Here is a 21952-nt window from a genome sequence, read left to right on the forward strand (position 1 = left end):
GTATCGCGACGGATCGGGTGCAGCGCTGCCTGGCCAGGACCTGTCGTACGCCGGCATGTGCAGTGTCAGCGAGGATACCCACGTCCAAGCTTGTTACTGATGAGGTGTTGCACCCGATCGGGAAGATTCAACCCGATCAGAAAGGGTTGAACCTTCCCCAACGGGTTGAATGTTCCCGATCAGGTTGAATCTTGTCGCGCCCTGAGGTCCCAAACAGGGGAGGGGCCCAAGCCTCTCGGCTCGGACCCCTCCTCACGTCACATCAACGCAGCGCGCTATCGCCTCACTCGCCGCCCTTGCGGCGGCGGATGCGCTTGCGGGCGCGGGGCGCGCCCTCAGGTGCCTCACCCGAACGCTGCGAGTGCTCGCCGCGGCCACGGCCACGCGTGCCGCGGTCAGAGCGGCCGCCCTTGCCGGCGTTCAGCGTGCGATCGCCGTCTTGGGAGCCTCGACGCGACCCGCGCGAACGCGACGCGTCGGAGGAAGCAGCCGAACCACCACGCGACGAACGACCGCGGCCGCCACGCGAGCCACCACGCGAGCCACCGGAACCCGAACGCGAGCCGCCACGGCCTCGTCCCTCGGAACGGGGAGCGGAGCCGCCCAGGTCCTCGAGGACCTCGGCGTCCAGGCCTGCGCGCGTGCGCTTGGCGCGCGGCAGACGACCGGTCGTGCCCTCCGGGATATCCAGGTCGGTGAACAGGTGGGGGGAGGTGTGGTAGGTCTCGAGCGGATCCGGCACGCCCAGGCCCAGTGCCTTGGAGATGAGCGACCAGCGCGGCGTGTCGTCCCAGTCGACGAAGGTGACGGCCGTGCCCGAGTTGCCCGCGCGGCCCGTGCGGCCGATGCGGTGGATGTAGATCTTCTCGTCTTCGGGGCACTGGTAGTTGATGACGTGCGTGACGTCGTCGACGTCGATGCCTCGCGCGGCGACGTCGGTGGCGACCAGGACGTCGACCTTGCCGTTACGGAAGGCACGCAGAGCCTGCTCGCGGGCGCCCTGGCCCAGATCGCCGTGCAGTGAGCCGACCGCGAAGCCGCGGGCGGTCAGGTCCTCGCCCAGGCGGGCGGCGGTGCGCTTGGTGCGGCAGAAGATGACGGTGCGTCCGCGCCCCTCGGCCTGGAGGATGCGGGAGACGACCTCCACCTTGTTCATGGCGTGAACACGGTAGATGACCTGCTTGACCGTGTTGACGGTCTGGTTCTGGTCGTCGGGATCCTGCGCGCGGATGTGGGTCGGCTGGACCATGAAGCGGCGGGCGAGGGCCACGACGGGGCCGGGCATGGTCGCGGAGAACAGCATGGTGTGGCGGTTCTCGGGGACACGGCTGAGCAGCGTCTCGACGTCGGGCAGGAAGCCCAGGTCGAGCATCTCGTCGGCCTCGTCGAGGACGACGGTCTCCACGCCGGACAGGTGCAGGTGGCCCTTGCGCAGCAGGTCGATGAGGCGGCCGGGCGTGCCCACGACGATGTCTGCGCCACGCTGGAGGGCCTCGATCTGGGGCTCGAAGGCGACGCCGCCGTAGATTTCGACGATGCGGGTCGACAGGTACTTGGCGGCCTCGCGCAGGTCCTGGGCGACCTGCTTGGTGAGCTCGCGGGTCGGCAGGATGATGAGCGCCTGCGGCTTGTTCGGGTTGAGGAGGTCCTCGTAGCCCTCTTCGTCGGGCGCGATGACGTCCTCGAGGACGGGGATGCCGAAGCCGAGGGTCTTGCCGGTGCCGGTCTTGGCCTGGCCGATGATGTCGTGGCGGTCCAGCGCGGGGCCGAGGGTGAGGGCCTGGATCGGGAAGGGGTGCGTGATGCCCTTGTCTTCGAGGGCGTCGACGATCGGGTCGGTGACGCCGAAGTCCGCGAAAGACTTCTTGTCGAGGTCCTCGCCCTTGCCGGTGATGTCCGGGGTGGCATCTTCGACCTCGGGGGCTGCGGGCTTGATGTTGCCGAGGCGGACGACGCCTGCGGAGTATTCGACGGACGAGGCCGGGGTGGCCTTCTCGGTGGCGTCAACGTCGGTGGTGGGCACAGTTGCCTCAGTGCTCGTGTTGGTCACGATCTACCTTGTCTCCCGGGCTTTTCCGGGGTTGGGGTCGGTGCCGATCGCGCATTATCTGGCGCGGGGAAACTCGTCCGCGCGTAGGTGTTATGTCTCAAGAATGCGACCGGTCTTCCGGTGGTCACCTTTCAGTGTAATGGTGTGTGACGAGTTCGCGGGGGAGGGGCTGGTCACAGAGACTGCCGACAATCGCGAAGAACAGGGTTCCATGCACCGGGCCGCGAGGCTTGTCAGGCACTATGCTGGAGTCATGGCACACGAGTTTGAATCCGTCCCCGCCGACGACGCCGAAGTCCTTGGTATTCTCGCCTATTCGTCGCTCGCGTTTATGACGCGCCTGGCGAAGGACGGCGAGCAGGCCCCCACGTTCGAGGCTCACGTGGAGCATGCGCGCATGGCCGCGCAGTGCTTCAAGCTCTACCAGCAGCTGGAGGTGTGGAGTGCGCACCGCCGCTTTGATCTGCTGGCGGCTGGTGATGCGTTCTCGGGCGCGTACGACGATCTGGATGCGCGCACGCGTCCGACGACGTTCGCGGAGCGCGCTGTCAAGACGTTTATTACCCGCGGCATGCTGGGCGACATGCTGATCCGCGTCGCGCAGGTGCACGGCCTGTTCGAGGGCATCGAGGACGTGTGGCCCTTCGAGCAGGGGCACTGGGTGCGCGCACACCTGGGCCCGCAGATTGAGGCTGACGAGCAGCTGTCGGCGCGCCTGTCCCTGTGGGGTCGCCGTGTGGCGGGCGAGGCCCTCGGCCTGGTGCGCGCGACGCTGTTCACCTACCCGTCGCTGGCTGCGTCCCCGGAAAACGTCGATGAGATCACGGAGTACGTGATTAAGCGCCACGGGGAGCGCATGAAGGACATTCACCTGAAGGCCTGAGGCCACAGGGTATAGACGAGGCCGGGGTTCCTCGGGCGGTATCGCGACCGCTCGGGTTCCCCGGCCTCGTTCGTCTGGGCGCGAATCAGTGGATCGCGAAGCCGACGCGGCGCTCGGTCTTGGCGGCGATCTGCACGTATGCGAGGGCGTGGGCGGGCACGATGGTGCGCTGGCCCTTGGTGTCGGTGAGGTCGAGGACGCCGTTGGTGGCGGCAAGGGCCTCGTGAACCTTGGCCATGAGCTCGCTTTCGGTCATGTCGACGTCGAGACCGAGCTGACGCGTGTTGTCGCGGATGCCGATGAAGATCTCCATGATGACTCCTTGCTGGTAAATATCGTCATGGCCATCATATGTGCCGCAGATGTGGGTGGGGTCTGCGAGTATTGCGTTATGAGCGAAATTCAGGTCAGGTTGCGCAGCCGCAGCGCCGATTGGTGGCGTCTGCCGGAGCTGAACGCGCGCCAGCGTGCGGTTGTGGACGCGGTGCGCTTGGGTGACGTGATTGCGCGCGGCGCCCCGTCCTCAGGCCGCTCGACGTGTGCCCTGGCCGTCTTCGAGGAGGCGGCCTCCCAGGGCCGCTCCGCGCTTATTCTCGCTCCCGATCGCACGCGCGCCGACGTGCTGACCCCGCGCGCGCAGGCGCTTGGCCCGGATTCGGTGCGCCCGGTGCGTACCCCCGCCTCTTTTGCCTATCAGGTGGTGGCTACGTGGCGCACCCAGCGCGACGTGCCGTTGGAGGGGGTCGAGCTGGTGACGGGCGCGGCTCAGGACCAGATGCTCGCCGAGGCCCTGGAGTCCGTGGAGGCACCGTGGCCCGAGGACATTGGCCCGCAGATGCGCGCGATGCCGGCGTTCCGCGCGGAGTTGCGCAACCTGGTGGCCCGCGCGGGCGAGGCCGGGATGGACGCGTCCTCCCTGTCCGAGGCCGGGGCCCGGTTCGGCCGTCCGGAGTGGCAGGGCGCGGGCGCGATCATTGCTGCGCTGGAGGAGGGGCCCGAGCGTTCCCCGGAGTATCCGCGCACCCTGCGCGTGGACCTGTCGCGTATCCAGGCGCTCGCGGCCGATCTGATCGACGCGTGGGAGCAGGACGCGCCGAAGCGCGGCGTGCAGGCGCCGTGCCCGGTGCCCGACGTGGTGATCATCGATGACCTGCAAGATTGCACGCCTTCGACGCTGAGGCTGCTGGAGGCCTGCCGCGACGCGGGTGCCCGGATCGTCGCCTTCTCGGATTCCGACGTGGCCGTGGCTGGGTATCGCGGCGGCGAGCCGCACATGGACCGCAGGCTTGCCAGTGCTCTTGGTGTCGAGATCGCTGAGCTGGGCCAGGTCTACGACATGTCCCGCGCCGTGCGGGAGCTGGCGCGCCAGGCATGCGCGCGCATCGCCCAGTCCGGATCGCCCGCCCGGCGCGAGGCCGACGTTGCGGACGATGCTCCTGAGGGCACTTTGGTGACCCACTTGGGCGCCACGCCCTCGCAGATGGGGGCCCTCATCGCGCGTGCCCTGCGGGCCCACCACCTGCATGATGGCATCGACTTTTCGGAGCAGGTTGTCATCGTGCGCAGCTCCTCGATGGTCGCCGAGACACGTCGCTACCTGGAGCGCGGCGGCGTGCCCGTCGCGGGAGGCAGTCGCGCCTTCGACTTTGCAACACAGCCGACCACGCGCCTGCTCCTGGACCTCGTGACCATGCCGACGGGCCAGAGCGACACGGACGTGGCCGTGCGCCGCGAACTCGCCGAGCGCCTCCTGCCTTCGCCCCTCGTGCGCGCCGACGCGCTCGCGGTCCACCGGCTGCTGCGCCGCCTGAACGCCGCACGCGCCCAGGCCGCGGAGCAGGCCGGAGACGAGACCGCGCCGATCCCGCTGACGGCTGCCGACCTTGTCAGTGACCCGCAGGCGTGGAGGCCTGTCATCGAGCAGGCCGAGCAGGCCGGCGGCAAACGGGCCCGCGCCGCCGCAATGCTCGCGCGCCCACTCGAGACCGCCGCGCGCCTGTGGGAGCTGGGTATGAGCGGGAGTGCGCGCCCCCAGGAGCGCTTGTGGTCCCTGTGGGAGGCGTCCGGGGTGGCCAGCGAGTGGCGCTCGCGGGCCATCGCCTCGGATGACTCGTCGGGCTGGTACGACGATCAGCTGGACGCCGTCGTGGCGCTCCTGCGCGTGGCCGACGTGTGGGAGCAGCGCAACCCCGCCGGCTCCGCCGTGGGCTTCGCATCGGAGCTGCTGGCCGGCTCGGTCCCCATCGACACGATTTCACGCGTGGGCGTGCGCCCGGGCGGCGTCGAGGTCCTCACCCCCGCGCAGGCGATGGGTCGCCACTGGCAGGTCGTCGTCCTCGCTGGCCTGCAGGATGGGGCATGGCCGAACCTGCGCCTGCGCGACCGGATCCTGCGCGCTGACCTTCTCGCGGACGTGGGTGCGGGCCGCGTCGCCGTGGGCGAGGATGGGCGCGAGGAGCTCATCGACTCGACGAGGGCAGCTCGGCGCGCGGTGACGGACGACGAGTATCGCCTCTTCGTCGCGGCCGTGACGCGCTCGCGCAGCATCGTGCACGCCGGTGCGGTGCGCTCGGAGGACGCCGCGCCTTCGGTCTTCTTCGATCTGGTTGCGCGCCTGGCGGGCACGCATCGAGAAAATGACATTGTGCCGGTGGATTCGGTGGAGGCACCGCTGTCCCTGTCCGGTCACATCGCGGACCTGCGGGCGCGCGCGGCGAACCCTGACGATCCGGCCGACGCTCAGCTTGCCGCCACTCTGTTGGCTCTGATGGCGCGCGAAGACGTACTCTCTGCGCAGCCGCAGCGGTGGCTGGGGGCGGGCGGTACGCCCACGACTGACGCGGAGTACGCGGGTGAGCTCACGCTGTCTCCCTCGCAATTCGAGCGCGCGCTGGCGTGCCCGCTGCGCTGGTTCCTCACTACGATCGGAGCGGATGGCCCATCGAACGCGGCAGCCAGCCTCGGTACCCTGATTCACGCCGTGGCCGAGGAACACCCGCACGGCACGCCGGAGGAACTCACCGAGGCACTCGAGGCTCGCATCGAGGAGCTGGGCTACAACCTGGACACGTGGGCGGGGCGTGTCGCCGACCGGCACGCCCGCGACATCGTGAACAACCTGGCCTCCTACGTCGTCGGCGTACCCGGTGAGGTCACGGTGGAACAGACGGTGTCGGCCGAGGTTGAGGGCGTGACCATCCGGGGCCGGATGGACCGCCTCGAGCACGTCGACGAGGGGGTGCGCGTCACCGACCTGAAGACCGGAAAGAGCGGATATTCGGCGAAGACCGTCCCCGATAATCCGCAGCTGGCGGCGTACCAGATGGCCTTGCTTGCCTCGGGCGAGAGGGTCGCGGGAGCGCGCATTGCCCTGCTTGGCGACGATAAGCTGAAGTATTTCGATCAGCCGCGCCTTGAGGGGCAGGCCCTGGAGGATTGGCACGATAAGCTCCGCTCAGTCGCGGTGGATGCGAGAGGCCCCTACTTTGAGGCGCGTCCCTCGGATGCGGCCTGCGCGTACTGTTCTTTCGATCGGCTGTGCCCGGCACGCGAGCGTGGCCACAAGGTGGTGGAGTGACGTGGAAAAGGACAGAGCGATGAATCTTGGTGCCCTGCAGATCCAGGCAATCGTTGACGCGACGAAGACGCCGACGCCCGAGCAGGTGCGCGTGGTCGAGGCTCCGCGCCGCCCGCTCCTCGTCGTGGCGGGCGCCGGGTCGGGCAAGACCGAGACCATGTCGATGCGGGTCCTCTGGCTCCTGGCGAACCATCCGGACCTGACCCCGTCGTCGATCCTTGGCCTCACCTTCACGCGCAAGGCCGCCGGCGAGCTGGGGGAGCGCCTGCGTGAGCGAATCCGACTGCTCTCTCGCGAGATGCCCCAGCTGCGTGAGCGCCTCGACGAGGACCCGGTGGCGCTGACCTACAACTCCTTCGCCGAACGCATCGTGTCCGAGCACGGGATGCGTATCGGGATCGACCCGGACTTTTCGATGCTGTCCGAGGCCGGGGCGATCGACCTCATGACGCAGATCGTTGAGTCGTGGCCCACCGACCTGGATGATGAGCTCACCCCGGCTGGCGTCGTTGGAAAGGTCCTGCACCTCGCGGGCGAAATTGCGGAGCATGGCTACACGGTGGAGCGTGCGCGCGAGGTCTTGGAGGAGTTTGGGCGCGAGCTCGAGCAGGTGGGGCGCGGGAACAAGGAGTCTCGCAAGGCCATGGACGTGAATTCGCGTCGCATCGCCTTCTTGGGTCCGATCGCCGCCTACCAGCAGCGAAAACGCGAGATGGGCGTCCTGGATTTTTCCGATCAGTTGGTTCTGGCCACGCGCATCGTGCGCGAGGCACCGGCGGTTCGTGCGTCCCTGCGCGAGGAATTCCGCGCGGTCCTGCTCGACGAGTTCCAGGACACCTCGGTGATCCAGATGGACCTGCTGTCAATGCTCTTCGCAGATCATGCGGTCACCGCAGTGGGAGACCCGAATCAGGCGATTTACGGTTGGAGGGGAGCCTCGGCCTCGTCCCTTGAGTCCTTCTTGGATCGGTTCCAGACGGGTGAGACGGAGGAGAGGCAGACCCTCACCCTGTCGACTGCCTGGCGAAACGACGTGTCGATCCTGGATGCTGCGAACAGGGTGGCGGCGCCCCTGCGTGAGGTGCCCTCCTTCCAGGTGGGCAAGCAGCAGCTCAAGGCGCAGTCCCCCGTCCTGGTTCCCAGGGGTGGGGCGGGGCCCGGAGCCGTCGACATTGCTTTCACGCAGGACTACGACGAGGCGCTCGGCGCGATGGTCGATTTCGTGCAGCGGGTGCGCTCGAAGCCGGTTAAGGACGGCAAGCGGCGCAGCGTCGCCGTGTTGAGCAGGCAGCGTCGGGACTTTCCGTTGATCGACGATGCCCTGCGTGAGGCTGGCATCCCCACGGAGATTGTGGGCTTGGGCGGGCTGCTCGATCAGCCTGCCGTGCAGGATGTGCGCGCCGCCTTGGAACTGGCATACGACGTGGAGGCATCCCCGTGGCTGGCTCGTCTGCTGGCTGGTATTGACCTGGGCGCGGCCGACCTGATGGCGCTGGGTGACTGGGCGCGTTTCCTGGCACGTCAGGAGGGCGTTAACCCTCATCAGGCGATCCTTTTGGATGCGGTGGATTCCCCTCCGAAGCCCGGGTGGGCGGCCGAGGGGCGGCCTGCGATCAGCGAGGAGGCGGTGCGCCGCGTGCGCCTGTTGGCTGAGCGCCTGCGTCAGGTCCGTGAGGGGGTGGGGCGTTCGATCACCGAGCAGGTGGAGCGGGCGATCCTCATCATGGGCACCCTGGATGATGTGATTGCGGATCCGCTGTCGATGGGTGGGCGTGCGGCGCTCGATGAGTTCATTTCTGTGGCTGCTGCCTACGAGCAAGAGACTCCGGGTGCGTCCCTCGGGTCTTTCCTGGCGTATCTGGACATGGCGGAGAAACGTGAGGATGGGCTGGATGCTCCGCTGGGCGAGCCGGACCCGAACGCCGTGCAGATCCTGACCGTCCACGGCTCGAAGGGCCTTGAATGGGATGGGGTTGTGGTGTTTGGGCTGGCCGATGGCTCGTTCCCCCTGCATAAGAGCAAGAGCCGGCCGTGGACGGATGATCCTCCCGCGAACAAGGCTTGGGTGACCGACGCCGGCTCGTTGCCGCATCCGTTGCGAGGGGATCGAGCAGATCTGCCGCCTTTTGAGTTCGACGTTGAGGGGGCAAAGAATCCGTCGACTGCCTTCAAGCAGTGGCTGGAGGGCGAGTACGGTGCTTCCCTCGGGGAGCACGCGGAGCGTGAGGAGCGTCGCCTGGCCTACGTGGCCATGACACGTGCGCGCAGCGCTCAGCTGCTGGTGGGCTCCTGGACGTCTGGGTTCAATAAGAAGGTGACGCATCCATCGCGCTATCTGATGGATGCCAGCGCCCAGCTCTTCGAGCACACGCCTGGCGCCTCGTCGGGCACGGTCGGTGCCATTGAAGACCCGCAGATGTGGTCCAACGGGCGGTGGCGTGACCACGCCGTGAAGTCCTCGGTGGGGGAGGGCAGGTGCTTGATGATGCCTGTCCCTCAGGCCGAGGAGGGCAGTGAGCAGGGCGCGGTTGCGCGGGTGTTCGAGACCTTCCCACAGGCGCCTGGCCCCTCGCGTCAGCGCGTTGCGGCTGCCGCTGCAGCAGTGCAGGCTCAGATCGACGCGATGCCTCAGGATCAGGATGTGTACGAGGCCTTGGCACAGTTGGGGGATAACCCCGCGGTGCGCGATACGGTCGCACTCATTGAGGAGTATCACCTCAGCCTGGAGACGCCGGTTGTGGACCTATGGGCCGAGCGTGTTCCCGCGACGTCCGTGTCGGCCCTCCTTCAGGATGCTGATGAGTTCGCGCGCGACATGCGGCGCCCGATGCCGACTCGTCCCAGCTCGTTCTCCGCGCTGGGCACCGCGTTTCATGCGTGGGTGGAGCGCGAGCTTCACCTCGCGAGCGCGGATCCGGCCTCGGAGATCACCGCGGGTAACGAGGTGGGTGCGGGTGAGGATGCCGCGCTCGCCGGCGGTGACGACGCGGCGGACGAGGCCCTGCTGACGGACGGTGAGCGCGAGCGCCTGGAGCGGCTGCGCGCGAACTTCCGCGCCTTTGTCGCGAACGAGCTGTCGGACTACCGGGCCGTCGCGATCGAGGAGGCCTTCTCGGTGGAGGTAGGCGGCGTGTCCGTCCAGGGCCGCATCGACGCCGTGTTCGAGCGCGTGCGCGGCGATGGTCCCCGCTACCTGGTCGTCGACTGGAAGAGCGGACGCCCGGTGACCGCCACGACCAAGCCGGACAAGGTCGCGTACTTCGTGACTCAGCTGCGCCTGTACCAGCGCGCGTGGGCGACCCGCATGGGCGTGGATGCATCCGAGGTGGGCGCGATGGTCGCCTTCCTGGCGGGCCCCTCGCACCACACGCTCGAGAGCCTCGAGGCCATGCTGGGGACGGGGGCGTCGTCCCTGGACGAGGCGCTGCGCCATGTTTTGGATTTTTAAAATCCCTGTTTATTCAAACTGGATGGGTGACAGGCTGACAAGGGTTTGACAAAAACGCTTGCAAAGCCTGTCATCCTCGCCCTCAAAAGCCTTCACAGGCTCGTCAGACTTAATCGCCCCCTGTGGCGAATGCGCAATTCTCCCTTGTGTGCCCTGCTCAGAGGATGGTACAGTTGTCCTGTCAATTTCAATGACGAGAGACGGCACTTTCGGGAACGTTCCCGGAGTCGCGTTACAGAGAGGCAACGCGATCAACGGAACCCCGGTGCCCCTGACAAGGAAGGAGCGCAGCGTGCGCCCCACTATCTCCAAGTACCTCGCACTCGGTGCGACCGCCTCGGCCTTCGCCCTGCTCGCAGGTGCGTGCGGCTCGGGAAGCGCCAGCTCTGGCGGTGGTGCTAGCTCGGACCAGGTCCACCAGATGTACACCTGGGTCTCCACGGACAACGACCGCGCCCAGTGGCAGTCCTTCGTCGACGCGGCCAAGGAGAAGGATCCCAACTTCACCCTGACCTTCGACGGCCCCGCCTTCAACGACTACTGGACCAAGGTCAAGACCCGTATGGTTGCCTCGGACGCGCCCTGCATCCTCACCACGCAGGCCGCCCGTGCGCAGGAGCTGTCCGGCCTGCTTGAGCCTCTCGACTCCTACATGGAAGCCGCCGGCATCAAGGCCTCCGACTACAACGCTGCGATGATGCAGGGTATGACGGTGGACGGACATGTTCTGGCTCTGCCCTACGACGCTGAGCCCGACGTCCTGTACTACAACCGTGAAATGTTCGAGAAGGCTGGCCTGCAGGCCCCCTCGACCTCCTACACGACCGAGCAGTTCCTCAAGGATGCCAAGGCCCTGACGGGTGATGGTAAGTACGGCATGGCCGTCAAGCCGCTCCTCCTGGGCAACGCCCCCGGCGACTTCGGCATCGCCTTTGGCGGCCAGGTTTCTGCGGACGGCAAGAACACCCTGACGGATCCCAAGTTTGTCGAGGGCGTCCAGTTCGCCTTTGACCTGGTCCACAAGGAGCAGGTTGCGGTTGCCCCGAACGCCGCCGACAACGATGGCCCCGCGCAGACCGCCTTCACCTCCGGCACCGCTGCGATGATCGTGGACGGCCCGTGGATGTACGGCTCCTTCGAGAAGGAGCTGGGCGATAAGCTCGGCGTCGCCGTTATTCCGACCCCCACGGGTCAGCCCCGTGCGGTCATCCAGGGTTCCGGCTTTGGTATCGCGAAGTCCTGCCCGGACAAGCAGGCGGCCTTCGACGTGCTGAAGCAGCTCGTGACCCCCGAGGTCATCGGCACCGTTGCTGACAAGCAGGGCACCGTCCCCTCCGTCGAGTCCGCGATGGACAAGTGGGCGGCCAACAAGCCCGAGGACAGCGCCGAGGCTGTTCGCGTCCTCCTTGAGAATGGCACCCCGCTGGTGACGACCACGACGTGGAACCAGATCAACACGTCCTTCCAGCAGTACTCGCCTGAGGGCTTCCGCGGCACCAAGACCGCTCAGGATATCCTCACCGATCTGCAGAACTCCGCTGGCTGATCCCAGCTCACCATGAACGAGGCCGGGGCTACCTTCTCGGTTCCCCGGCCTCGTTTCGTGGGTTTCTTTCCGTTAGCGCTAACGGCGGCGTGAGCGGGACTGTGGAACCCACTGACATTCGACGGAAAGGTGTGCATAGCTTATGAGCGTTGACACTGTGAAACCCGGTCGCGAGGCGCCCTCGGGCGCGGCGGGCGCGGGGGAGGCGAAGGCCTCCAAGCGCGGCAAAAACTCCGCGCGCGCTGAGGGTCGGCGGGGCGATGGCCTGCGCGCCCTCGTCTACCTGTCGCCCGGAATGATGGGCTTCCTTCTCTTCATCGTCCTGCCTCTGATCGCGTCCCTCGTGATCTCCTTCTACGACTGGTCGATCTTCGGCGGCGGCCGCTTCATCGGAGTGGAAAACTACCGGCGCATGCTCAGCGGCGAGGACCCGGCGTTCTGGACGGTCATGCGCAACACCGTCGTGTTCGCCGCCTGCTACACGGCGCTGAACCTGGTGATCTCGATCGGCCTGAGCTACTGGCTCCAGCGCGTTCCCGAGTGGCTCAGCCGCGTCCTGCGCGTCATCTTCTTCATCCCGGTTGTCACGCCGATGGTCGGTAACGCGCTGATCTGGCGCCTCATGCTCTCCGACAACGGCGTGGTCAACTCGGCCCTGGCCGTCTTCGGGATCGAGCACATCCCCTTCCTGAACCACCCGGCTCTTGCGATGGGTTCGCTGCTCATGATGAGCCTGTGGCAGGGCCTGGGCTACAACATCGTCGTGCTCACGGCAGGCCTCAACGGCCTGAATACCTCGGTGCTCGAGGCCGCGACGATCGACGGCTGCAACGGCGTTCAGCGCTTCTTCAAGGTCGTATTCCCGATGATTTCCCCGACCGTCTTCTTCTGCACGGTCATGACGATCATCGGCGCCTTCAAGGTCTTCGCTCAGCCCTACTTCCTAACGCTGGGCGGCCCGGGCGAGGCGACCAACACGATCGTGCTGGCCCTGTACCGCAACGGTTTCTCTTTCGACAAGCTCGGCTACGCGTCCGCGATGGCGTGGGTGCTTTTCGTGATTGTTATGACGGTGACGGCCCTGCAGTTCGCTGGCCAGAAGAAGTGGGTGAATTACGATGCATAACAAGAAGCGTCTTTCCACGATCATTTCGGTTGTCCTGCTCGGGATTATCGCGGTCGGTTTCCTGTTCCCCTTCGTGTGGATGGTCGCGACCTCCCTTAAGCCCACAACAGAGGTCTTCAGCCTGAGTCCGACCGGCAGTCGAATCGCCTGGGATAACTATCCGTCTGCTCTTAACTCTATTCCGTTTGGCCGAGTTGTCCTCAACTCCTTCATCGTTTCGCTGGCAGGTGCGGCCCTCGTGGTCGTCGTGTCGGTTCTGTCCGCCTACGCGTTCGCGCGTCTGCGCTTCAGGGGTCGCGATCACCTGTTCATGCTGTTCCTGGGCACGCTGGTCCTGCCCCAGGAAGTCCTCGTGATCCCGCTGTACATCGGTATGCAGCGCATGGGCCTGGTGAACTCCTACTTTGCCCTTATCGTGCCCTTCGCGTTCGGCGCTTTCGGCGCGTTCCTAATCCGGCAGTTCCTCATGTCCCTTCCCCTCGAGTTCGAGGAGGCGGCTCGTATTGACGGCTGCAGCGACTGGAAGATCCTGACGAAGATCCTGCTGCCCCTGCTCAAGGCTCCGATCACTGTGGTGGGCGTGTTCGCGTTTATCGACTACTGGTCCGCGTTCCTGTGGCCCCTCATCGTGGTTAACGATTCGTCGCTGGCGACGATCCCGCTGGGCCTGCAGATGTTCTCGGGTGAGCGCGGCACCGACTGGGGCCCGCTGATGGCCGCGGTGACGATGACGACGATCCCGTCGATCCTGCTGGTCGTGTTCCTGCAGAAGCAGCTGGAAAAGGGCGTCACCCTGGGCGCCTTCGGAGGACGATGACGAACATGAGTGACACGATGACCGATACCGAGCGCTGGAGTGCGCTGTCCCGCCCGACCCCGCAGTGGTTTGAGGACGCCCCGCTGGGTATCTTCGTCCACTGGGGTCCCTACTCGGTCCCCGCGTGGGCCGAGGACCACGGGGAGCTGGGTGTCGAGGAGGACTGGGAGGCCTGGTTCACCCACAACTCCTACGCGGAGTGGTACTTCAACACGATTCGTATCCCGGGTTCCCCGGCCGCGCTGCGCCACAAGGACCTGTACGGGTCGGCCTCGTACGACGCGTTCCTGGATGCGTGGGACCCCGACGCGTGGGATCCGGCTGAGTGGATGCGACTCTTCCACCGTGCGGGTGCCGGCTACGCGGTGCTCACGACGAAGCACCACGACGGCGTGACCCTGTGGGATGCCCCTGAGACGGGCACGCGCAACACCGTGCGCCGAGGCCCGTGCACAGACCTCGTGGCCGGTTTCGCGGACGCCGCGCGCGACGAGGGCCTGCGGGTCGGCCTGTACTACTCGGGTGGTCTGGACTGGCACTACCGGCCCGCGCGTCCGATCCTCTCCGAGGACGACTGCAAGGACCTGTGCCGCCCGAAGGACGCCGACTACGCGCGCTACTGCTTCGTGCACGTGCGCGACCTGATCGACCGCTACCAGCCCGACGTCATCTGGAATGACATCGACTGGCCGGACGAGGGGAAGGACTTCGGCCCCTACGGCCTGGGGACGCTCTTCGAGTATTTCTACGCGGCGCGCCCCGAGGGTGTGACGAACGACCGCTACGGCGGCGTCCACGCGGACTACCTGACCAGCGAATACCAGCACATGGGCGACTCTGAGACGAGCGGCAAGCCGTGGGAGAACTGTCGAGGCGTCGGCCTGTCCTTCGGCTACAACCGTGCAGAGGGCGAGCACCAGTACCTCAGTGGCGCGGCCGCGGTCCGTCACCTGGTGGACGTGGTCTCGCGCGGTGGGCGACTCCTGCTTAACGTGGGTCCGCGTGCCGATGGCACGATCCCGCGCGAGCAGCGTGAGTGCCTCGAGGGCCTGGGTGCCTGGAATGACCTGTACGGCGAGGAGCTGCGCGGCGTGCGTGCGCTGTCGGCCAAGGACTTCGAGGTCGTCACCGCGCAGTCCGCAGGAGACGAGGCCTGGGTCCGCCTCCTCGTTCACGAGGACCACGTCGCCGTTGTGGCGGATGCGTCCGTGATGCAGGTGTCGGGTCTGCCGAGCGGATTCGACTACTCGCGTTCCACGATTCTGACGCCGGGCGCGACGTGCTCGTGGGATGGGCAGAGCCTGACCCTGCAGGCGGGGGAGCAGCCTCCGAGCGATGCTCGCGGCGATGCTTTGCCGCTGGTCATCACAGCCCCACGGGCCTGAGATGAGGTTGTCGGCGCGGGCCTTGGGCTCGCGCCGACAACTTTTTTAAAGGAGCAGCGGCAGCGTCGCGACTATCGTCGTCGCGATGACGAGGGGTTCGAAGATGCGCAGGGGGATGCGGGTTGCCAGGCGGCGCCCCGCCCACGCGCAGGCAAGGACAACGGGTGCCAGCAGCCCGATGAGGGGCAAGTGCTCGAGGCGTAGCAGGCCCATGCCGATCGTGAAGGGTGCCTTGATGACGTTCACCGTGAAGAAGAACCATGCCGTGGTGCCCAGGAACTCGCTCACCGAAAAGCGTGAGGCCAGGAAGTACATGGAGGTCACCGGCCCGCCCGCGTTCGCCGCCATCGTCGTGAAACCCGCGAGCGTCCCGTAGGCGGCTCGAGCGACGCGCCCCTGGCTGACGCGCGGAGGCCCCCAACGGCGCTGGGCGAGCGTCACGATGACGAGGAGCAGGAGGATTGCTCCGATGGCACGGCGCATCTGCGCCTGCGTGGTCACCGCCAGCAGGAGAGCCCCGAGCCCCACGCCGGCCAGCACCGACGGGACGAGACGCCGCAGGACCGCCGTATTTGCGTCGCGCCGGTACGCCCACAGGGCGATCGCATCACCGATGAGGAGCAGGGCGAGCATGACGCCCGTCGACTCTTTCGCGGGCAGCACCAGGGCGAAGAGCGCCGCAGCGACTGAGGCAAGCCCGGGCACGGCGGTCTTCGCCAGCCCGGTGAGGGCTGCGGCCGCGATGAGGGCGACCCAGGTGAGGGCGGTCAGCGTCGACAGATCCATGAGCATTCCTTGCAGGCTAGGGAGAGAGAATTACGCCGAACCACCTCAGTGGGAGCGTACGTCACGCGCAGCATGTTGCGTGCCACGCCGCTGGAGAGCAGCGGGGGTGGAAACGAACGAGTCGCTTCCACCCCCATATGATTCGCGCGGGAAGTTGAGGAACCGCGCGAAGCTGCTCACTGACCCAGCAGCGTGCCCTTCACGTAGTCGCGTGCGATGTGCGCGTACTCGAGCGGAGGAGCGATCTTCGGATCCTGCTCGGCCTCAACCAGGATCCAGCCCTTGTATCCGTGCTCAACGAGGAAGGCGTAGGGCTCGGTGAAATCGATGGTGCCGTCGCCGGGAACCGTGAACATACCGGCGAGGAAGGAATCCAGGAAGGAACGCTTGGCCTGGCGGGACTCTTCCATCTTGGCGGGGCGTACGTCCTTGAAGTGCACGTGCTTGATGCGGTCGATTGCGCCACGCAGCAGGCCCATGACGTCGCCGTCGCCCACGAATGCGTGGCCCGTGTCGAAGAGCAGGGAGACCTTGTCCGGGTTGGTCAGCTCGAGCAGGCGCAGCGTCTCGTCCTTGGTCTGAACGACGGTGCCCAGGTGGTGGTGGTAGACCAGGTCAAGGCCGTACTCGTGGGCGATTTCGCCGAGCTTGTTCAGGCCCTCGGCCAGGACCGGCCACTCCTCATCCTTGAGGACGGGCTTGTTCTCGAAGATGCAGATGTCGCGGACGCCCTGCACCGAGCCGGTCTGCTCGGAGACAACAACGCGGGTCGCGCCCAGGAACTGCAGGTACTCGCAGGTGGTGCGGAAGTCCGGGATGACAGCCTCGACGCCGTCGCGGACGATGAAGCTGGAGAACCACTGGGCGACGATCTTCAGGCCCGCGGCGTCGGCCTTTTCCTTCGTCTCTTCCTTCGAGGGGTACCAGCCGGCGACCTCGGTGCCAGCAAAGCCGGCCTCGGCCAGGTCGTCGAACATGACGTCGATGGTGTTCCATTCGCCGACCTCGGGAATGTCGTCGTTGCGCCATGCGATGGGGTGCATGCCCCAGGTGATGCCATTGGGGTCGTTGATCGCGGTTGCGGGATCGTAGACGTGAGTCATTGCAGCTCTCCTATGAGTCGCGGTGTTGCATCGGCCAGTGTGCCGGTGTCAGTGATTCTAGCAGAAAATGGATGTTTGTTCAGACAAATCAAGGGGTTAGAGGAGGGCGGGGACGCCCCAGCGCCCCCGCCTCATCGATCAGGAGAAGCGTTCCTCCATCTCCTTCTCGATCTCCTCCAGCGACTTACCCGAGGTCTCGGGCATCACGCGGTAGAGGATGACGGCAACCACGAGGTTGACGACACCGTAGATGGTGTAGGTGAGGCCACCGCCCAGGCCCTCGATCATGACCGGGAAGGTCCAGCCGACGATGGCGTTGACGATCCACAGGCAGAAGACGGCGGTGCCGTTCATGACGCCACGGACGTTGTTCGGGAAAATCTCACCCATCATGGTCCACACGATCGTGCCGTTCGAGGACTGAACGATCAGCATGAACACGGCCATGAGGCCGAGGATGACGTAAGCGGCCCACGCCGGAGGCGTCTGCTGCGCGTTCATGTAGGGGGCGATCATGAACTGGAAGACCGCGGCGATCGTGAGGAGGCAGATGCCCACGCCGATGACGTCCGCGATGAGGATCTGACGACGGCGGAACTTCAGGATCAGCCAGATGCCGAGGGCGGAGCCGACCACGGACATGACGCCGTTAGCGACCTGGGCGATAATCGCGGAGGACGTATCCATGCCCGCGTACTGCAGGACCTTGGGGGCGTAGTACATGACGGTGTTGACGCCCGTCAGCTGGTTGGTCGTGCCCAGGAAGATGCCGACGATCATGAGCTTGCGCAGCCACGGGGTACGCCACACGTGGCCGAAGCCCTTGTGCTCGCTGGCAGTCTCGGCCTGGTGGACGGCCACGATGTCCTTGAGCTCATCCACGATGGGGCCATCGACGGCCTCGTTGCGCACGCGCTTGAGAGCGCCGATTGCCTCGTACAGGCGGTCCTTGGCCACGTACCAACGCGAGGACTCGGGCATCAGGCGGATGCCGATCCACAGGGCGATGGCAGGGATCGAGCACAGGACGATCATGTAGCGCCACGTGTCACCATTGCCTGCCGTGACGGTCAGCTGCGAAAGGAACTCGTGGTATTGCGCGGTGCTCAGGGTGCCGCCGCGCGAGGCCTGCATGAGGGCAAGGGTGTCGAAGTTGATCGTCTGGCCGATGTACTCGGCGGGGAGCAGGCCGGAGGGGTCAGCGGTGACGGTCAGCTCGGGGCCGCCGCGCATCGTGGCGATGAGCGCGTTGATTGAGAAGGCCAGGAGCTGGCCGGTGACGATCATCAGCTGGTCGACGGCGACGATAGCACCGCGGATACGCTTGGGCGCGGTCTCAGCGAGGTAGACCGGAACCGTGGCGGAGGCGCCACCAACGGCGAAGCCGAGAATCGCGCGGAAGATGTACATCACCCACACGTTGGGGGAGATGGCGTTGCCGACGGCACCGAAGAAGAACAGGATCGCCAGGAGCGTGATGTTGTGGCGACGGCCCCAGCGGTCGGACATGATGCCACCGAACAGGGCGCCGAATGCGGCGCCGAGGAGGAGAACGCCGGAGATGCCGCCCTCTTCCAGAGCCGTCAGGCCGAGGCCGTGAGCACCGAAGGGCATGTACATGTAGGGCAGCGCGCCGGAGATAACGCCCGTGTCGTAACCGAAGAGCAGGGAGCCGAGGGTGGCGACGGCAGCGATGGCGAAAACGCCACGGCGGGGCCCGGACGCGGGTGTCTTCTCAACTGCGTCATGCAGCTGAGCTGGTGTCACCGTCGTGAGCGACAGGTTTTTGCTGGACATGGAATTCCTTAACTACGTTGTTGGAACAGGGTAATTACCGATCGAAGGTGGTGGGGGCCGACACGCGAGGGACCGTGTGCCAGGCACCGTCCGCTGCGGAAGCCACCACTGCCTCGTCGACTTCCGCGGCGCACCACGCGTCCGCGGCTGAGGGGGCAAGCTGGGTGGAGGTGGCAATCGAGGAGAGGAACTGCTGCGCCTCGATCACCTTCATGTCGTCAAAGCCCATCGAGGTGCCGATGGCGGGCTGGAAGTGAGCCCACTGGCCCCACGCCGGGTTGGCCATGGCGCGCGTGTAGCCGTGGGTGGGGCCACCGTCGCCGATGCATACCTCCAGCTCGTTGAAGCGCTCGAAATTCCAGCGCACGCTGCCCTCGGTGCCGTACACCTCGACAACGTATTCGGCGCGCGGGCCGACGCTGACGCGAGACGATTCCAGGGTGCCGACGGCACCATTGTCGAAGCGCACCAGTGCCGCGACGTAGTCTTCGTTTTCGACCGGTCCGACCTCGTCGCCGATCTCAAAGCCGGAGTGGCCCACACCCATCTTCGTGGGGATCGGGCGCTCCTTGATGAAGGTATCGGTGATGGCGCTGACCGAGTCGATGCGGCCCACGACGTACTGGGCCAGGTCCGCTCCGTGGCTCATCAGGTCGGGCACGACACCGGCGCCGGCCTTCTCGCGCGATGCGCGCCACGTGAGGGGAGAGAGCGGCGAGGAGTTGTAGTCGGCGATGAACCACACGCGCACGTTCGTGATGCGGCCCAGCGAGCCGTCGCGCACGAGGGTGCGCATGTATTCGATGGCCGGCGTGTGGCGGTAGTTGAAGCCGACGGCGCTCACCAGGCCCGCCTTTTCGGCGGCAAGCGCGATCTCGCGGGACTGCGCGGCGTTCACGCCCATCGGCTTTTCGATCCAGAAGGGCTTGCCGGCCTCGATCGCAGCCATGGCGATCTCGTGGTGCAGGAAGTTGGGGGAGGCGATGGAGACTGCGTCGACCTCGGGGTCGGCGAGCAGGTCTCGGTAGTCTTCGTACGCGCGCTCGAATCCGAGGATATCGAGAGCGTCTTCGCGTGCTTGGGGGACCGGGTCGGCGGCCGCGACCAGGCGGGGCGCGACCTCAAGGTCGGGGAAATGCTTCGTGACGTTGGCGTAGGCACGCGAGTGAAGGCGTCCCATCCAACCCAAAGAGATGACACCGATGCCGAGAGGCTTTCGTGTTGTCATAGGTTGCTCCTTGCTACATTGCGGGGAAGGCGCGTATCGGCTCTGAAAACGCGCGTTACCATTTGGCATGACAAACTCTAGCCTAATTTCTTTGTCCTGACAAGGGGAGGACAAGGGGTGACATGCGAAAAGGGCTAGGCACCTCGTCGAGTCGAAGATTGACGCACGATGAGACGGGGAACAGTGCTCAGAGTCGTCGCCTCATGAGAGGGTGCAGAGAGTACCGATGAGACGGTCGCCTGTGCGAGCTTTTGGGGATTCTGATTGATCGACGAGATCTCGAAGCCGGGGCGGCGTGCCAGGTCGATGTCGTCGTAGCCGACGATGCCCAGGTCGCTCCCGAGGACGAGGCCGTGGCGGTAAGCGGCGGTCGCGGCGTGCGTCGCGACCATGTCGTTAAAGGCAATCAGCGCGGGAGTCGGCATCTGTGCCGCGGCCGCGACCGACGCCTCCACGTCGGCGCCATCCAATTCGAGCAGGTCCATGCCCTCGCGCGCAGCTGCTCGCCGGCACTGTGCAACGCGCTCAAACACGATGGCCTCCCGGTGAGACGGGGGAGGGGAGAGGTAGCACAGGGATCGGTATCCCTGTGAGAGCAGGTGAGAGACGATGGCCCGGGCTGCTGCGGCCTCGTCGATTCGAACCGCCCAGATCGTGCCGTCAGGAACGCTGCGATCCAGCGTGCAGACCGTGACGCGGCGCGACAAAGTGACAAGCTCGTCGGTCGACTGCGACGTGCCGATGAAAATGATGCCGGCGGGATGCATTCCGATCGCTTCGGCGATCGTGTCGCGCTCGACCTGAGACGACCTCGTCAGGTCCGACACCATCACGATGAGCGAGTAGCCGCGCGCGGATGCCGCAACGCGCAGGTTGCTGGAGAGCTCATCGAAATACGGGTTGGTCAGGTACGGGAGAATGAGGACGAGGCGCTTCGAATGTCCACCAGCCAGCTCGGCTGCTGCGGAATGTGGGTAGTAGCCGAGTTTTTGTGCTGTGTCGCGAATGTGGGCGCGCGTCGCCTCGCTCATGCGACCACCGCCGGATAGTGCCTGAGAGACGAGGCCTCGGGAGACGCCCGCCGCTTTGGCGACGTCGGACTGCGTCACGGGACGCTCGCGTGCGGCCATGGCCACCTCCTTTACTCGCACACTATACGAAAGTCCCGGCGGGGAGGGAACCCCGCCGGGACTTTCGAGACGCTATCAGGCGAGCGACACGGGCTTTCCGGTCTTTGCCGACTCCGTGGCGGCCTCGGCCAGGCGCAGAGCCTCGATCGCGTCGTCGATGGACGGCGTGGGCTTGGTGCCCGCGACAACCGCGTCGATGAAGGCGGTCAGCTCAAGGCGGTAGGCGTCCGCGTAGCGCTGCAGGAAGAAGTCCAGGTACGGCTCGGCCGCATCCGTGACCTCGGCGTTGGACAGGCGCACGGTGGTGGCGCGGATGTTGTCCGCGTTGAGCGTGCCCGTCGAACCCTGGGCTTCCAGGCGCTGGTCGTAGCCGGCCGAGCACTTGCGGTTGTTGACGATGGTGGCGACGACGCCGGCGGCGTTCTTCAGGGTGACCACGGCGGCGTCGAAGTCGCCGGCTTCCCTGATCTCCTCGTTGAAGTTCTGGCCGAAGGCGTGCACCTCGACGATGTCGCCCAGGAAGAAGCGGGCCATGTCGAAGTCGTGGATGGTCATGTCGCGGAAAATGCCGCCGGAGACCTTCACGTACTCAGCCGGGGGAGCGGAGGGGTCGCGCGAGATGATGAGCAGGTTCTCCAGGTCGCCGATCTTTCCCTCTTCAAGCTGGGCGTGAACCGCGGCGAAGGAGGGGTCGAAGCGGCGGTTGAAGCCGAACATGACGGGCACGGACACAGCGCCCAGCTCGTCGCGAGCGGCCTCGACGTCCTTCATGTCCAGCGCGATCGGCTTCTCGCACAGCACAGCCTTGCCGGCCTTGGCGGCGGCGAGCAGGTGCGGGATGTGCAGCGGCGTGGGAGAGCCGATAACGACGGCGTCGACGCCTTCGTCGGTGAAGACGGAATCAACGTCGGTCGTGTGGTGGGCGCCGTAGACCTCGGCCAGCTTCTGCGCGGCGTCACCGAACGGATCGGCAACGAGGGCGAGGGTGGCGCCGGGGTGGGCGGCGATGGTCTTGGCGTGGACGTGGCCGATGCGGCCGGCGCCGATAACGGCAATGTTGAGCATCTTTGCTTCTT

Annotated in this window: 15 protein-coding genes; 7 read left to right on the top strand and 8 right to left on the bottom strand. The window is 66.2% G+C overall.

Annotated features, from left to right (window positions below; all coding sequences use genetic code 11):
- Positions 1-283: 283 nt before the first annotated feature.
- Positions 284-2050 carry a DEAD/DEAH box helicase gene (locus FBF35_RS02815; RefSeq protein ID WP_060566524.1) on the bottom strand — a complete coding sequence of 589 codons (1767 nt, stop codon included), beginning with the start codon at positions 2048-2050 and terminating at the stop codon, positions 284-286.
- A gap of 253 nt (positions 2051-2303) precedes the next feature.
- On the opposite strand from FBF35_RS02815, the gene FBF35_RS02820 reads away from it, so the two are divergent.
- Positions 2304-2933, top strand: coding sequence for a ferritin-like fold-containing protein (locus tag FBF35_RS02820; RefSeq protein ID WP_034465519.1), 630 nt, complete (start codon positions 2304-2306; stop codon positions 2931-2933).
- Between the two features lie 85 nt (positions 2934-3018).
- Here FBF35_RS02820 and FBF35_RS02825 read toward each other — a convergent pair whose 3' ends face one another.
- A complete protein-coding gene (locus FBF35_RS02825) occupies positions 3019-3246 on the bottom strand; it encodes a DUF3107 domain-containing protein (RefSeq protein WP_034465521.1) in 228 nt (75 codons plus the stop codon).
- A gap of 78 nt (positions 3247-3324) precedes the next feature.
- Here FBF35_RS02825 and FBF35_RS02830 point away from each other — a divergent pair, with 78 nt between their 5' ends.
- The 6 genes from FBF35_RS02830 to FBF35_RS02860 all read left to right on the top strand — a co-directional run bounded on the left by FBF35_RS02830 (position 3325) and on the right by FBF35_RS02860 (position 14832).
- Positions 3325-6510: a UrvD/REP family ATP-dependent DNA helicase gene (locus FBF35_RS02830; protein WP_060566525.1), complete on the top strand. Its 3186-nt coding sequence runs from the start codon at positions 3325-3327 to the stop codon at positions 6508-6510.
- A gap of 19 nt (positions 6511-6529) precedes the next feature.
- Positions 6530-9958 (top strand): ATP-dependent DNA helicase, encoded by a 3429-nt coding sequence (locus FBF35_RS02835; protein ID WP_060566526.1) that lies wholly within the window; start codon positions 6530-6532, stop codon positions 9956-9958.
- 292 nt (positions 9959-10250) lie between these two features.
- Entirely contained in the window at positions 10251-11504 is a 1254-nt protein-coding gene (locus FBF35_RS02845; protein ID WP_241772552.1) for an ABC transporter substrate-binding protein, read from the top strand.
- A 142-nt stretch (positions 11505-11646) separates the two neighbouring features.
- Positions 11647-12630 carry a carbohydrate ABC transporter permease gene (locus FBF35_RS02850; protein WP_060566527.1) on the top strand — a complete coding sequence of 328 codons (984 nt, stop codon included), beginning with the start codon at positions 11647-11649 and terminating at the stop codon, positions 12628-12630.
- Positions 12623-13447, top strand: coding sequence for a carbohydrate ABC transporter permease (locus FBF35_RS02855; protein WP_060566528.1), 825 nt, complete (start codon positions 12623-12625; stop codon positions 13445-13447). The genes FBF35_RS02850 and FBF35_RS02855 overlap by 8 nt, the downstream gene beginning before the upstream one ends.
- Complete coding sequence (locus FBF35_RS02860) at positions 13444-14832, top strand: alpha-L-fucosidase (protein WP_060566529.1); 1389 nt, start codon at positions 13444-13446, stop codon at positions 14830-14832. The genes FBF35_RS02855 and FBF35_RS02860 overlap by 4 nt, the downstream gene beginning before the upstream one ends.
- A gap of 45 nt (positions 14833-14877) precedes the next feature.
- Here the strand turns inward: FBF35_RS02860 and FBF35_RS02865 are convergent, their stop codons facing one another.
- From FBF35_RS02865 to iolG, 6 genes are all read right to left on the bottom strand, one after another.
- Positions 14878-15618 carry a sulfite exporter TauE/SafE family protein gene (locus tag FBF35_RS02865; protein ID WP_060566530.1) on the bottom strand — a complete coding sequence of 247 codons (741 nt, stop codon included), beginning with the start codon at positions 15616-15618 and terminating at the stop codon, positions 14878-14880.
- 176 nt (positions 15619-15794) lie between these two features.
- Positions 15795-16721 carry a myo-inosose-2 dehydratase gene (gene iolE, locus FBF35_RS02870; protein WP_060566531.1) on the bottom strand — a complete coding sequence of 309 codons (927 nt, stop codon included), beginning with the start codon at positions 16719-16721 and terminating at the stop codon, positions 15795-15797.
- Between the two features lie 138 nt (positions 16722-16859).
- A complete protein-coding gene (locus FBF35_RS02875; RefSeq protein WP_060566532.1) occupies positions 16860-18518 on the bottom strand; it encodes an MFS transporter in 1659 nt (552 codons plus the stop codon).
- Between the two features lie 34 nt (positions 18519-18552).
- Positions 18553-19746, bottom strand: a complete 1194-nt coding sequence (locus FBF35_RS02880; protein WP_060566533.1) for a Gfo/Idh/MocA family protein — start codon at positions 19744-19746, stop codon at positions 18553-18555.
- 134 nt (positions 19747-19880) lie between these two features.
- The gene (locus FBF35_RS02885; RefSeq protein WP_060566534.1) at positions 19881-20876 is read right to left on the bottom strand and encodes a LacI family DNA-binding transcriptional regulator; all 996 of its coding nucleotides are present in this window, start codon (positions 20874-20876) and stop codon (positions 19881-19883) included.
- A gap of 75 nt (positions 20877-20951) precedes the next feature.
- Entirely contained in the window at positions 20952-21941 is a 990-nt protein-coding gene (gene iolG / locus FBF35_RS02890; protein ID WP_060566535.1) for an inositol 2-dehydrogenase, read from the bottom strand.
- Positions 21942-21952: the final 11 nt, after the last annotated feature.

Source organism: Schaalia odontolytica (assembly GCF_005696695.1).
Taxonomy (GTDB): Bacteria; Actinomycetota; Actinomycetes; order Actinomycetales; family Actinomycetaceae; genus Pauljensenia; species Pauljensenia odontolytica_C.

Bases quoted from the DNA above. Each gene is read 5' to 3' on its own strand.
- FBF35_RS02820 (WP_034465519.1), top strand. From the start codon at position 2,304: ATGGCACACGAGTTTGAATCCGTCCCCGCCGACGACGCCGAAGTCCTT.
- FBF35_RS02825 (WP_034465521.1), bottom strand. From the start codon at position 3,246: ATGGAGATCTTCATCGGCATCCGCGACAACACGCGTCAGCTCGGTCTC.
- FBF35_RS02830 (WP_060566525.1), top strand. From the start codon at position 3,325: ATGAGCGAAATTCAGGTCAGGTTGCGCAGCCGCAGCGCCGATTGGTGG.
- FBF35_RS02835 (WP_060566526.1), top strand. From the start codon at position 6,530: ATGAATCTTGGTGCCCTGCAGATCCAGGCAATCGTTGACGCGACGAAG.
- FBF35_RS02850 (WP_060566527.1), top strand. From the start codon at position 11,647: ATGAGCGTTGACACTGTGAAACCCGGTCGCGAGGCGCCCTCGGGCGCG.
- FBF35_RS02855 (WP_060566528.1), top strand. From the start codon at position 12,623: ATGCATAACAAGAAGCGTCTTTCCACGATCATTTCGGTTGTCCTGCTC.
- FBF35_RS02860 (WP_060566529.1), top strand. From the start codon at position 13,444: ATGACGAACATGAGTGACACGATGACCGATACCGAGCGCTGGAGTGCG.
- FBF35_RS02865 (WP_060566530.1), bottom strand. From the start codon at position 15,618: ATGGATCTGTCGACGCTGACCGCCCTCACCTGGGTCGCCCTCATCGCG.
- iolE (WP_060566531.1), bottom strand. From the start codon at position 16,721: ATGACTCACGTCTACGATCCCGCAACCGCGATCAACGACCCCAATGGC.
- FBF35_RS02875 (WP_060566532.1), bottom strand. From the start codon at position 18,518: ATGTCCAGCAAAAACCTGTCGCTCACGACGGTGACACCAGCTCAGCTG.
- FBF35_RS02880 (WP_060566533.1), bottom strand. From the start codon at position 19,746: ATGACAACACGAAAGCCTCTCGGCATCGGTGTCATCTCTTTGGGTTGG.
- FBF35_RS02885 (WP_060566534.1), bottom strand. From the start codon at position 20,876: ATGGCCGCACGCGAGCGTCCCGTGACGCAGTCCGACGTCGCCAAAGCG.
- iolG (WP_060566535.1), bottom strand. From the start codon at position 21,941: ATGCTCAACATTGCCGTTATCGGCGCCGGCCGCATCGGCCACGTCCAC.